The sequence below is a fragment of the Pseudoalteromonas sp. Ps84H-4 genome, from assembly GCF_024124645.1.
GTDB classification, from domain to species: domain Bacteria; phylum Pseudomonadota; class Gammaproteobacteria; order Enterobacterales; family Alteromonadaceae; genus Pseudoalteromonas; species Pseudoalteromonas lipolytica_C.
The window spans coordinates 132,956-146,383 of record NZ_JAMXSK010000006.1 but is presented as its reverse complement, the minus strand read 5'-3'; the positions used below and the strand labels follow the sequence as shown (position 1 = coordinate 146,383).

Annotated in this window: 11 protein-coding genes; 4 read left to right on the top strand and 7 right to left on the bottom strand. The window is 39.0% G+C overall.

What is annotated here, in order from left to right; translation table 11 throughout:
• Window positions 1–55: 55 nt before the first annotated feature.
• Together NH454_RS08095 and NH454_RS08090 are read right to left on the bottom strand one after the other, a co-directional pair.
• On the bottom strand, window positions 56–538 hold the full coding sequence (locus NH454_RS08095; RefSeq protein ID WP_199526550.1) for a hypothetical protein: 483 nt from the start codon (window positions 536–538) through the stop codon (window positions 56–58).
• A gap of 2 nt (window positions 539–540) precedes the next feature.
• A complete protein-coding gene (locus tag NH454_RS08090; protein WP_253038686.1) occupies window positions 541–2,730 on the bottom strand; it encodes an LruC domain-containing protein in 2,190 nt (729 codons plus the stop codon).
• Window positions 2,731–2,954: 224 nt separating this feature from the next.
• On the opposite strand from NH454_RS08090, the gene NH454_RS08085 reads away from it, so the two are divergent.
• On the top strand, window positions 2,955–5,111 hold the full coding sequence (locus tag NH454_RS08085) for an ATP-binding protein (protein ID WP_138556879.1): 2,157 nt from the start codon (window positions 2,955–2,957) through the stop codon (window positions 5,109–5,111).
• Here NH454_RS08085 and NH454_RS08080 read toward each other — a convergent pair.
• From NH454_RS08080 to NH454_RS08065, 4 genes are all read right to left on the bottom strand, one after another.
• On the bottom strand, window positions 5,104–6,501 hold the full coding sequence (locus NH454_RS08080) for a M28 family peptidase (protein WP_135924381.1): 1,398 nt from the start codon (window positions 6,499–6,501) through the stop codon (window positions 5,104–5,106). The two genes, NH454_RS08085 and NH454_RS08080, sit on opposite strands and share 8 nt — an antisense overlap.
• Window positions 6,502–6,683: 182 nt before the next feature.
• Complete coding sequence (locus NH454_RS08075) at window positions 6,684–7,586, bottom strand: GGDEF domain-containing protein (protein ID WP_135924380.1); 903 nt, start codon at window positions 7,584–7,586, stop codon at window positions 6,684–6,686.
• Between the two features lie 61 nt (window positions 7,587–7,647).
• Window positions 7,648–8,046, bottom strand: coding sequence for a VanZ family protein (locus NH454_RS08070; protein WP_328247073.1), 399 nt, complete (start codon window positions 8,044–8,046; stop codon window positions 7,648–7,650).
• A gap of 1 nt (window position 8,047) precedes the next feature.
• Window positions 8,048–8,878, bottom strand: a complete 831-nt coding sequence (locus NH454_RS08065) for an alpha/beta hydrolase family protein (RefSeq protein WP_135924379.1) — start codon at window positions 8,876–8,878, stop codon at window positions 8,048–8,050.
• A 159-nt stretch (window positions 8,879–9,037) separates the two neighbouring features.
• On the opposite strand from NH454_RS08065, the gene NH454_RS08060 reads away from it, so the two are divergent.
• The 3 genes from NH454_RS08060 to NH454_RS08050 all read left to right on the top strand — a co-directional run bounded on the left by NH454_RS08060 (window position 9,038) and on the right by NH454_RS08050 (window position 12,884).
• Entirely contained in the window at window positions 9,038–10,885 is a 1,848-nt protein-coding gene (locus NH454_RS08060; protein ID WP_138556876.1) for an ABC transporter ATP-binding protein, read from the top strand.
• A gap of 171 nt (window positions 10,886–11,056) precedes the next feature.
• On the top strand, window positions 11,057–11,569 hold the full coding sequence (locus tag NH454_RS08055) for a porin family protein (RefSeq protein ID WP_235382176.1): 513 nt from the start codon (window positions 11,057–11,059) through the stop codon (window positions 11,567–11,569).
• A 22-nt stretch (window positions 11,570–11,591) separates the two neighbouring features.
• Window positions 11,592–12,884, top strand: a complete 1,293-nt coding sequence (locus NH454_RS08050) for an Ig-like domain-containing protein (RefSeq protein WP_235382177.1) — start codon at window positions 11,592–11,594, stop codon at window positions 12,882–12,884.
• A gap of 62 nt (window positions 12,885–12,946) precedes the next feature.
• On the opposite strand, the gene NH454_RS08045 is transcribed toward NH454_RS08050, so the two are convergent.
• Entirely contained in the window at window positions 12,947–13,363 is a 417-nt protein-coding gene (locus NH454_RS08045; protein WP_135924375.1) for an MAPEG family protein, read from the bottom strand.
• Between the last annotated feature and the right edge of the window lie 65 nt (window positions 13,364–13,428).

Sequence of the window (13,428 nt, the reverse complement as noted above, 5' to 3'; positions counted from 1 at the left end):
TTGTATTCACTTAATTACTATTAAACTTCTAAACAGCCTTAAACGATCACTTAGTTTAACGAATCGCAAACCGTTGAGACTCTTGCGAAGCATCAAAGTGCCAAAAATAGCGCATTGGTTCATGCTGGCCATCGTAAAACCATATCTCAGCCACTAGCTCAACCGCTGAGTTTGCAAGCATAATATCCGAATTCAACTTACTCTCGACAAGTGAAGAGCGTAACAAACATTCGGAGTAATCCGCTTTGTTATCCTCACCTTTAAGGCAGATATTTATATACGCACGTGGATTGCCCATATTTATATCAACATCAACATAAAGTAACACTTTACTAGACAAATCAAACGTTGGAGAAATAGTTAAATCAGTCATTGTATCCGTTTGTACTGTTGTTTCAGTTGCTGTTTCGTTTTCTGTAGTGGCGGTTGTTGCCGATGTTGCCAAAGTATTTGAGTTTTCATTAACAGCATCACCTTCACCGCCTCCACCACACGCTGTAAGAATTAAACAAATCATTGTAATTAATAGATGTTTCATGGCTACTGTGCTCCCGAAATCACTTTAGATGTTGTTGCATTGTTAAACCACATTGGACTTTCTCTGCCATCAGATTCAGCAAATGTTTGGAACTCACTATAGGCTTGGGTTATATCAACACTTTCTTTTGGGTGCGCCCATGACGACCCCACTTCAATGGCCCAAGGTAATCCAGATGGCGTTTGGAAGTAATACCCAAACTGAGTATTAGTTGCATCATCACTGCCTACTAAAGAAAACAAGCTTTGATTAAATTTTTCTGTCGGCGGTTGGTTTTTAATATGCACTTCCCATCCGCGAGGATTCAAGCCATCTAAAAAAGTACCGTGGTAATGACCTTCTGCCGCAAAAATAAATGGGTCCAGTGTATATTTAGGTGCATCAACACTCGCTATATAAGTATTTAATGACACACTTAAAGTGAAGCTAACTTTATTATTAATGTTACAACCCGCTTCTGTTCTGAAAAAACTACAGCTAGAGTCTTTACTTGCATAGGCCCATGTGTCTGGCATCACAATAAAAATTGCGTCTTCTGTTCCTTCTTCAAGGATCGTATGTGTTTGCTGTTCGCCATTAATGATTAAACTGATTGATGCTTGGTCTATTTGACTGCGTAAAATGCGTTTGTTTATACCACTGGGGCTAGATTGATAAAGGCGAACTGCAAACCCGTTGTGAAAAGTGGCACCTATTCCTACAAGATCTCCTTCAATTTTATAACCAAGCGCTTGTCCATCTTTATCAATCAACTTTGTACGGTAATTCATAACCAAATCATTAAAGTCATAATCACCAGCGAAGGGCCATTGGTCTTCATAAGCCAGAGTTACCCAGCCATTCTCACTTGGGTAAGCAAGACTACCGTAGGTATTAATGGGATAGTCTTCAACTTCTCCGCCTGTAACCCCACCTGTTGCAGTTATTGGATTTGCTTCGCTACCGTCTGTAACCCGAAAACGTGCCCATGTTGCCCCCATAACAGCATTACTTGGTACATCAACAAGAACACTGTTATCCCCTTGATTAAGGCGGTATTTACTCACTGTGATTTCGTCTGCATCAAACTGGTAATTTTGGTCCCAATCAAACCAAGCATATAAATAGCCATTATCATTTGGTGATGTGACAATAATTTGGCTTGTTGAGCCGGCAACAAAATCAGTCACAAACTTGACCCCATCGTCAGAGCTATCTACTGATGACTGGAGAAGATCACTGGCAGTGTTTAGGTTTTCTCCATCAACACTTGCGCCGAGATAAACAAGGTTAGATTGGTCTTCATTAGGATCGAACAAGTGTCTTGCACCGCTATCTTCTAACGTTGTTTGATAAGGTCTAGGCGCATCACCAAAATCAATCGAGTTATCTGTAACTTTTACCTCTGCTATAGCACAACGTGCCCCATCATTTTGGTTAGATGTAGGGCCCAATGTAAACACATACGCAGTTGGTGTATAACCCGACACAGGGCTGATGTTTAAATTAACCCTATGGACTTTACCGCTTCGATTGTTACTAAAATAAAACTGCCCTTGCAAATCAAAGTAAGCTGCGCCATTGGCGCCTGTATCACCTGCAATATCGAGATTTGTAATAAAAACAGGGCCACCATTTTCAACGTTGATCTCATATAAGTCGCCGTTTGATTCAACAGCGTAAAGAAGAGTACTGTGCGGATGAAATGCAAAGTCATAAATAGTGAGATTCCAATTAGCAGAGCCTGGAATTAATTCAGCTTGGTATTGTTCATTTTGTGCTGTTAAATTAATGGCGTAAAGGCCAAAGCGCGGATGATATAAGTAATACACAGCCTTGTTTTGCTGCTCATCAACTAAAATATCACCCACATAAAAGTTCGTATCTGGTAAGCCGCTTACATTTAAACGCTCTAACATGTATTGGTTATTTATGCGTACCACACTTTTAGGGGCTTGCTTACTAAAACCATACATGTATTGGTCTTGGTAATTAAAGCCCACCGCATTAACACTGTCGTTATTAGCTTCGCTTGCAAAATCCATTGCTGCTGCAAGCACTGTCGTTTTCGCAGATACTAAATCAACACCATACATCTGTGCGGGCGAACCCTGAATTAAAAATGCTTTACTTGGACACTGCTCAAATGGTGCTGCACTTACCAAGCCGTTAGCAAGTGCCGCTGTTAAGTAAATGAACATGTTAATTTTCATAATTACACTCTCCTTTGGGTGTGTAATTACTTAAAGCAGCAACCATTCCAAAAAATAAATAGCCTTTTAACAATGCGTTATAAAAATCTAGCCAATATTATTCGCAAGTTGCGAGAAGAATAATTGCATAATGCAATTCCTTTTAGCTATAAAAGCAAATCATTCCCATTTAAAAGTATGACATGCTAGACTAGTTGGGATTTAAAAAAATAATAAACCCTACTATGAAACTTAAAGCCGCTGTTTTTCTGTATTTTGCCTTATCAATGAACTGTGCTTTTGCATCATCATTGCAAAACCATATTGACGAAGCCAGAGCAATCAGTGATTACCAAAAACGATATGAGTATTTATTAAGTATCGATAAACAACTTTTAGAATCGGCAAGCCTTGCAGAAAGAATCAGTTTTAACGTTAGATTAATTCACGTTCATATACAGCTGGGGCAGTTTCAGCAGGCGCAAACAATAATAGATGAGCTTGAAGCAGGCCCAAAATACAAAAACGACTCCCCTATATACAGCGAGTTGTATCTTGCTAAAGCACGACTGGCCTACAGAAAAAGTGACTTAGAAACCGCAATTTCGTTATCTCAACAAAATGTCGCGCTATTTCAGCGTTTGCAACTTAGCGATTATGAAATTGACGCCGTGGCGAGCCTTGTCAGTGCCTATCATAATGCTGGTGAGTATCAAGCCGCCTTGAACTTGCTTGAGGTTTATATTCACGACAACAATCGCGAATTAACCTTAAAGCAAAAAGAAATGCTCTACCATGGTTACTCACGTAATCTTGAGCAGTTAGACCGGTTAACGCTTGCTCTGGAGTATAAACTAAAACGCCGTGAGCTAGTTCAGCAGATGTCACCGTCTATTTCATTACAAGCAGGCATAACCTATTCGATTGCTCAAAGTTATTTAGATTTAGGCCAATACGAAAAAGCAAAGAGCGAGTTTATTACAGCGCTTAGTTTTGATAGACAAACGGGGTCACTTTCAGATATCGGACATAGCTTAGTTAAGTTATCACAATGCGAATATGGGCTACACAATTACACTAAAGCACTTGAATACGCACAAGATGCTCAGCAAGTATTTGCTAGTTATAACAGCACAAGAAATACCGCTTGGGCTAAGCATAATATTGCAATAAATTTGCTTGAAATTGATAAAGCTGATCAAGCATTAGCAATTGAAAAACAAGTAATCACTGAACTGAAAGAAGACGATCACTTATATACTGATGTGTTACTTACATTAGCAAAACTATACATTGGCTCGACTGAGCTTAAACAAGCTAAACATTATGCACAACAAGCCTTTCAATTAAGTAATCAAAAAAATAGGCTGCAAAAGCAGATCCTTGCCCTTGAACATCTAATTACAGTTGCACAACAGCAAGCTGATTATCAACAAGCATTGTCGTATCAACGCACTATCACGGAGCTTGAAAAAAACTTTGCCCATAACAACTACAATCAACGTTTAGCAGAGTTACAAAACTCAATTGCTATTCGCGACCGAGATTTGGCCATTCAAAATTTAAAACTGCAAGACCATGAAAAAAGCCAAGCCATAGCCTCACAGCGTCAAACAATCTTATACAGCATTTTATTATTTAGCTTGCTTTTAGCTGTAATGGGCATCGCATTATTAAGAGTAAAACAAAGAAAACAACTGATTGAACAACGCCGGAATTATCTAGATAAACAAATCAGCCAACGTAGTAAGTTATTATCACAAGTTGCCCACGAACTAAGTGGTCCATTAACAGGGTTGCGCTTACACCTTGAAACTCTGCAAGCTGGTCTTACTCAATTTAATGAGCTTACCTACGAAAAGCTCAACCAAAAAATCACCGACATGGCGACCTTAGTTGCTGATTTAAATAAAATCTCTCTTTTAGAACAAAGTAGTTTTCAGCTCAAGCTAACAGCAATTAATGCTGCTGAATATTTCCAAAGTTTACACGCAGATATGGTGATCCAGCTGGATCAATTTGAAGTGGGATTCACACAAAACATAGCCGATGAATTAACATTAGAGTGTGATGCAACAAGGCTTTCACAGTTATTTGCAAACTTAATCAGTAATTCGCTTAAGTACACGCATCAGCCCGGTAAGATTAATTTAACGATTAGCCAAAGCCAAACACAGCTATTGATCCGCTATGAAGATTCAGCCCCTGGCGTGAGCGATGAAAGTTTAACAAAGATTTTTGACCACCTTTATAGAGTGCCAGACTTAAATACAGTTAAACAATCAGGGTCAGGGATTGGGCTTGCGATAGTAAAACAAATTGTCGAAGCCCATAATTGGCGTATAACGGCAGCCCATAGCGAACTCGGTGGTGTCCGCTATGACTTAACGATTGCTATTTAGGTGATTTGTCTGGCCATTCAAATGCACCAACATCACCAGGAAATACAACCGGTGATTCAATTCCATCTTTGTTCACAGCAGCAACACCAAAATAGTAGTTATCGATAACAATATTTTTCAGTGTTGCTTCGGTGACTTTGCCAACATCACGACTAAATTGCCATTGTGGCTCACTGGTATAACGCCAATAGATTTTATAACTAACCACAGTTGGGTCATCACTTTCATGCCACGCCAAGGTTGTACTTGGCTTTACAGCACCTGAAATACTGACCCCTGTTGGTGGTGCAGGCGCCCATGCCATTGATGCCATCGTCACTGCATTTAGTGACGTTAATTTCGCTGCATAGGCAAAATCAACATGATCAATGGTGTCACCGTAGGTAATACCATTTTCAGCACGTAAGTCTTGGTGTTGTTGGTTATAATTTTCGTTGGTTTCCATTATACGCACAGCTGCAAAGCCAACATCGTTAAATGGACGGTGATGCCCTCCTCGACCAAAACGATCGAGTCGATATACCAACATGGTATCCAGATTTTCAATGTAGCGATCTGCGATTGTATCTATGTAACGCGCAAGGTTACGACTTGCAGAATCAACCTCACCACCGGTAAAACGGCGTTTATGGGCTTGCTCTTTGGTTTCAATAACGCGAGTGCCTTCAGAGAAGATACGTGCAGTTGTGTTATCTGTTACCCCATTAATGCCGGTTGAATTACCAATCATGTCGTTGTTTAAAACACCATGAACACGCCAATTATGCTCTTGTGCATATTTAGCTAAAATTTTACCGCCAAATAAGCCTTGCTCTTCACCAGATAAAGCTGCATAAACAATTGAGCCATTAAATTTATACTTTGATAAAACACGCGCAGATTCCAGCACGCCAGCCACACCAGATGCATTATCATTAGCCCCTGGCGCATCTGAGGTATAGTCCATTACATCAGACACTCTCGAGTCAATATCACCCGACATCATAACCATTCGGTTCGCATCAACTTGACCGCGCTGAATAGCCACAATATTGACAACCTCTACCGGGTTTGGAATACGCTTTTCACCGGAAATAGTGTCTTTTACTTCGATGATTTCTAGGCAATTTCCGCACGCTTTAGAAATCGCCTCAAATTCAGACTTGATCCAACGTCTTGCTGCACCAATACCACGTGTATCTGATTTCGTCTCAGAAAGAGTATGGCGAGTGCCAAAATCAACCAGCGTTTGTATATCTTGCTCTATACGCGTTTTTGAAACTGCATTTGCAATATCATGCAAAGCTTGTTGATCTTTATATTGAGGTGTTGTGGCTTGAGCTGCCGAGACCAAAAACAGCGATGAGCTAAACAAAGCACCCGTTGTTGTTATTATTTTACGCTTTAACATAGTTTCACTCCTTCAATGAATAATTCAAGGCTAACTAATATTTCATTTCACGCAATAGTTATGAGTTAGAAAACAAATTATTAGGTTGAATAATCTGAGTTTATCTTTTGTCTAGGTGCTGTGAAGTTTAAAATAAGTAAGAATCGTAGGAATTGAAGGTAACTGCTCAGTTGTAAGTGACACTATGATTTTGTACCTGGTAATGTCATCGTATCATTATAAAACACCACCTGATTGCCACCCGCGTACTTTGCGTTATACATGGCTTTGTCAGCGCACTGAATTAAATACTCTGCATCGCCATAATGTTCTGGAAATAACACAGCACCAATACTTGGCGAGTAAATAAGCTCTGCATCATTATAGATAAGTGGTTTACAGATTTCTGCTTTTAACTTATCAACGGCTTCTATCACGTCATTTTTATTCTTAACGCTTTTCAATACCACGACAAATTCATCTCCACCTAAACGGCCTACTGAGTCACCTTTTTTCAATACATGGCGAATACGCATGGCAATTGTTTTTAACAGCTTATCGCCCGCTCCATGACCATGGATATCATTAACTTGCTTAAAGCCATCAATATCAATAAATAACACGCCTATTACTGTTGAAATGGTATTCGCAATTGACAAAGATTCTTCTAATTGTGTGGTCAGATAATGACGGTTAGGTAAATCGGTAAGTGAGTCATGGCCTGCCATATAAATTAATTTTTGTTCTAATTTTTTTTGCTCAGTAATGTCATAAGCGATTGCCACTCTGACTTGTTTTTCTTTTGACCAATAAACTGACCACAAAACATGGACTATTCTGCCATCTTTTCTTACCCAACGATTTTCAAAACGTGGATCATCATTGCTAGACACTATTTTGTTGATAGCCTGAATTGTTTTTGCTCTGTCTTCTGGATAAACAAAGTCGAGCATCTGTCTATTAATAGCCTCTTCTGGTGCGTATCCGAAAATAGATTCAAAGGCTGGATTTGCAAAAAGCAAAGTACCTTTCGAGTCTACAACACAAACAGCATCTAATAAGAGAGTGATAATATCAGATAAATATTCCGATGTTTCTTGGTTCATACGCGACTAAATTGTTTGCTTTGCAATAAGTATAGACGAAACCAAGCAAGTGACTGAAAGTTTAGGGCTTAACTGGGTATAACTTTTTACTAAGCCAAAGTGATATTGCGCTAAATACAGCAATCCCTAAGAAATCTGCAATTAAATCGAAAACATCTAAAGTACGTGTTGCCACAAAATATTGACTAAATTCTTCTAATACAACGAACGTGGAAACAATGAGCACCGCTAAATAAATTTCATGTCCAACAAGTTTGATAGTTTTAAATTTAAACGCAAGGTTAATGAATAAAGTCAGCAAACCAAACAGGCAAAAATGGCCCAGTTTATCGCCATAAGGAATTGCAGCAACTAAATCAAAAAGCAGTGATTTTTGCCCCGTATTTGCTAAATAAATTACCCAACCAATAAATCCAAAAAAGCTAAGCGCCATTAAAAACAGCAGTCGTTGCAACATCATCTTATTGCCCCATATGTGTTGTTAAAAACAGAAACTGATAAGGGATTACTTTATTCCAGTAATGCCAATCGTGAGAACCCGGACGCTCTATGTAATCGTGACGAATTCGCAGCTTAAGCATAGCTTGGTGCAGCGCTCGGTTTTGCTCTACAAAGAAGTCATCTACACCTATATCGAGCATGATAGCGAGAGTATCAGCGCCTTTTTTCCACGCTGTGTTACCTGCAGCTATTTTATGTAAGTTATTAATAATGGCAATGTTATCCCACTTTTCTTGATTATCGGCATAGCCACCCAATACTTTTGCAAGGCCAAATTCAGCACTAAACGGTCTTACATCAACACCTGCCGAGATTCCCGATACTGCGGCAAAACGAGTTTGGTTATTAATGGCAATATGCAAAGCACCAAATCCCCCCATCGATAAACCTGTTATTGCACGGCCACTTTTAGACCGATTGGTCGAATAGGTTGTGTCTATATAATTGACTAAATCTTCAGCGATGTAAGTTTCGTATTGCGAACTTTTGTCGATGTCAGAATCGAGATACCAAGAGCCGAAGTTTCCATCAGGATTAACGATAATGACGTTATATTGATCGGCAAGTTTTTCGATATCTGTTAGTTTTGTCCAATCAGTATGGTTGCCGCTATAGCCATGTAATACATAAATAACATTGTAATTATTAGATTCTTGATAGCCATCCGGTAACGTTACCGTAACGGGTTTCTCAATGGCGGTTTGTTTACCCTTAAATGTATGGGTTTCGGTTTGATAAGCACAAAGTGGTAAGCTAATAACAAGCGAAAGTGTAAAGAGCAACTTTTTCATAATTAATTCCTTTTTCTTATTATATTTTCACTTCTCACAGAAGATGTAAATAACTGAATAGAGGATAGATTTTGATCGGAGTTTTTGAGCTAAATGAACTGCTAAAAAACCACTCAAATGATATAGTAGTACTACTTTGATTTTTAAAAAGCGTCGTCTATGTATCGTTTATTTGAACGGATGACTAATCCGTTTCCGAAAGAGCAACCATCTCAACCACCTAATAGCTTATTTGCATTTTGTCGTCATTATACCCGTGGCATGGAACTCTCATTGCTACTGATGTCTTTAAGCGCAGCTGCACTTGCTATTTTAGAAGTCTCGCTTTTTAGTTATATGGGGCAATTAGTTGATTGGCTCGGTCAATACACCCCTGATACCCTTTTTGTTGAGCAGCAGGCTGAGCTTACAAAAATGGCAATTGTGCTGCTGGTAGTATTGCCCATAGTTGTATTTTTTCACTCAGCAGTGTTACATCAAGCGCTACTGGGTAACTACCCTATGTCTATCCGTTGGCTAGCGCACCGTTATTTGCTTCGTCAAAGTGTTAGCTTTTATCAAAATGAATTTGCCGGTCGTATTGCGACAAAAGTCATGCAGACCTCATTAGCCGTTCGTGAGTCAGTGATGAAACTGCTCGATGTACTAATGTATATCGTAGTCTACTTTGGTGCCATGGTATTTTTAGTCGCTGAATCTGACTGGCGTTTGATGCTGCCATTGTTAGTTTGGTTAGTCCTTTATGCTGCAATTCAGATGTATTTTGTACCCAAACTCAAAAAAGTAGCCAGCTCGCAGGCAGATGCGCGTTCAGAAATGACCGGACGTGTGGTTGATAGTTATACTAACATTTCAACAATCAAATTATTCTCGTATACGCAGCGTGAAGAGCAATACGCAAAAGACAGCATGGATGTGTTTTTACAGCCGGTATATAAGCAGATGCGTTTAGTTACCAGCTTGAACTTTTCTATCAATACTCTTAATTATTTGCTGGTATTTAGCATTGCCGCTTTGTCATTGTATCTGTGGTCTATTAGTGCCATCAGTGTTGGGGCTATCGCTATTGCAGTGAGTTTATCTCTTAGATTAAACGGTATGGCACAATGGATCATGTGGGAGATCAGTAGCCTGTTTGAAAACATTGGTACTGTTGCTGATGGTATGAAAACCCTATCAACGCCGATTGAAGTAGATGATAAAACAGATGCGAGCACCCTTAACGTTGATAAAGGGTCGATAAGCTTTGAGAATGTACAATTTAACTATGGTAAAGCAGCTAACGAAACCCATCGCGGCCCTGTTATCAATGGCTTAAACCTTGATATAAAACCAGGTGAAAAAATTGGTTTAGTGGGTCGTTCTGGCGCTGGTAAGTCGACCTTAGTGAACTTATTACTGCGCTTTTATGATGTTGACTCGGGCACTATTCGTATTGATGGTCAAAACATCGCTGATGTAAGCCAAGAAAGTTTACGTAAACATATTGCGATGGTGACGCAAGATACCTCGCTGTTACATCGCTCTGTAAAAGACAACATTCTTTATGGCAGGCCAGATGCAACTGAAGAAGAAATGCTCGCTGCTGCAAAGCAAGCTAAGGCACTTGAGTTCATCGAAGACTTAGAAGATAGCAAAGGTAATAAAGGCTTTGCTGCACAAGTCGGTGAGCGAGGTGTGAAGCTTTCAGGTGGTCAGCGACAGCGTATTGCTATTGCACGAGTCCTTCTAAAAGATGCTCCAATTTTGATATTAGATGAAGCAACTAGTGCCCTTGATTCAGAGGTAGAAGCGGCAATTCAAACCAGCTTAGACGATTTAATGACGGGTAAAACGGTTATAGCAATTGCGCATCGCTTATCAACAATTGCACAAATGGATAGACTCATCGTACTTGATGAAGGTGGCGTGGTTGAACAAGGTTCTCACCAACAATTAATTTCACAAGGTGGCATCTACGCTGCCCTGTGGTCACATCAAACCGGTGGTTTTATTGGTGTTGAGTAACTTAGTTTTTGCTGTATTTAACTAGCGAACTGGTACTTGTATCTGCAAGCTAGTTATTTACAGTTTCAAATATAATTCAACCAGTTGTATGTAAATTAACAAGTACGCTGCTTGATTCCACTAATACTAAACGCTAGTATCGACCCTAATATAAACACAAGAAATTAAATTATGAAAAAGTATATTTTGCTTTTTATATTTGCAGCTAGTTTTCAGACTAAGGCAGATACGTACTATCTAGGTGCTGACTATATGCTCAGTGATATTGAAATTAGTAGTGAAAGTGCTAAACCAACTGCTACCTTCTTAAGAGCAGGCGCCAGCAACAATAATATGGCATTTGAGGCACAGTACTTAATATCAAGTGATGACGACAATATTTACAATTTAGAGTTTGAACTTGAAAAAAGCGCCGCACTCTTTTTTGTTATGCAATCTGATGTGGTTAAAGGCTTTGGACTTGATATCTCATTAGGCTATGCAAAAAACGAAATGATCGTTAATTCAGCATCAGAAAAGCTCCCCACAAATTATAATTATGATGGCTTTGCATGGGGAGTGGCAGTTCACCAGCAGATACCTTATATCAAAAATACACAAGTGAGATTAGCCTACCAATCTTTATTTAAAGGAGACGACGTAGAAATCAGTGGTGTAACACTTGGCCTTACTTACCATTTTTAAATAGCTAATCGCAAGGATTTTCATGAACACGCAGTTGAACGTATCAAAACTTTTCAGTATCTCTTTAATTGTTAGCGCTATTTTGGGTTGCGGATCTGAAACTGACTCAACTCAGTTAGCAAAAGAAGTTGAACTTGAAAAGTTACGCCAAGAAGGCACTATCATTGAGTCACTTAGTATTGAAAACTACCAAGTTCGTTTAAAAGAAGGTGACACCCATCAATTGAAAGTAACAGGTATAGATTCAAATGGTGAATCTAGAGACGTAACCAATGAAATAACCTGGAAAACAAGTGACGAGAGTATTGCTAAAATCAATAGTAATGGCTTGTTAACTGCTCTAAAAAATTCGCCATCTAGCCAAGGGTTAATTACTATATCCGCGACGACTATAAATGATATTAGTGATGAAAAACAAATATCTATTGCAGATGTGGCGGCAGAATCAATTAATTTAAAACAAGTCATTCCTGCAACAGGCTCTATCAATACATGCACGCCTGGGAGAGTATCGGCCGATATAACCTACGTTGATGGATATACTGCATTAAATAGCTTGAGAGATATAAACCTAAGTGTCGATGAAAATACAACTGCCAAAATCAATCAGCAAGGCTTTGTATATACATCTGCTGCAGCTGTTGAAAGCACTGTAATTACAGCTGCAATTGGCAATGTTACCGATCAATTATCTGTTGTTGCAGATCCTAGCAATTTAAAAGAAATTAATGTGTCGTTTAATTCTGAACAAGACAATGAGTTAAACATCAGTGTTGGAGATCGAATCCAACTTGCTGCCAAAGCGGTATATCAAAATGGCAATTCAGAGCAAACCGAAGACATTAGCTCAAGTATCAAGTGGTCAGCAATCAACAGTAACTTTATTGGTTTAACACCAAAAAGTATTGACGATAGTGATTCGACAGCTAGTTTTCTTGCACTTAAACCTGGTACCACGCAACTGTTAGCCGATTGTGGTACTAAGCAAAAGATTACAACAGTACAAATTGAAGGTGATGCTGAACTTGATTCTTTAGAAATTAATGATGGCTCTAGCGAGTATTCAATTTCTCCTTTAGGAACGATTGAACTCAAATTGTTCGCTAACTACAGCTCAAATCAATCATCTTTAAATGTAACTGAATTTGCTAATTGGAGTATTAATAACAGTAACCTAGTAACGACTAAATTAGTGAATGCGGGCACAGCTCAAGCCGGCTACAGAGTTACAAGTACCTCAAATACATTAGGAACGGTATTGATCACTGTTCAATATGACACAGAAATTAGCAGTGTTTTAATAAATATCGAATAGTGACTTTGTCAATTTAAATAAATCTCAGGTGAGGCATTGAATCACAATACCTCACCACACTTTTACAATAAACGTAAGCCTATTAATACCAACATCACCATGTTAGCCATTGCTGCAATCAAAAAGAAATAGCTGCGTGGACTTGGGTTCTTTTCTGTTGCTATCGCATAATACAGAATCATATGGATAAGCCTCGCAGCTACATAAATCCAGATACACAAAGCAAATGCCATGCTATTCAAGTTAAGAAAAAAACCTAAAAACACAGTGGCTAAAAATAATGGGCTATTCTCTAGGCTATTCATAAAGGTGCGATGCGCGCGAAACACAAAGCTATCATGACTTAAGGAACTGTCGAGTTTACCTGGCACCGCATTGGGTTGTTTTGCTTTAGTCACAGCCGCAACTATCCACTGAATAGTCAACATAATTAGATAAACATACACAGCCGCGTAAGCTGAAAAAGTGAGTTCAGGCATTTTATTTCCTTTTGCTGATAACAAATATACTTATACCTTGCAATAATCCAACCAATACTCCAGTT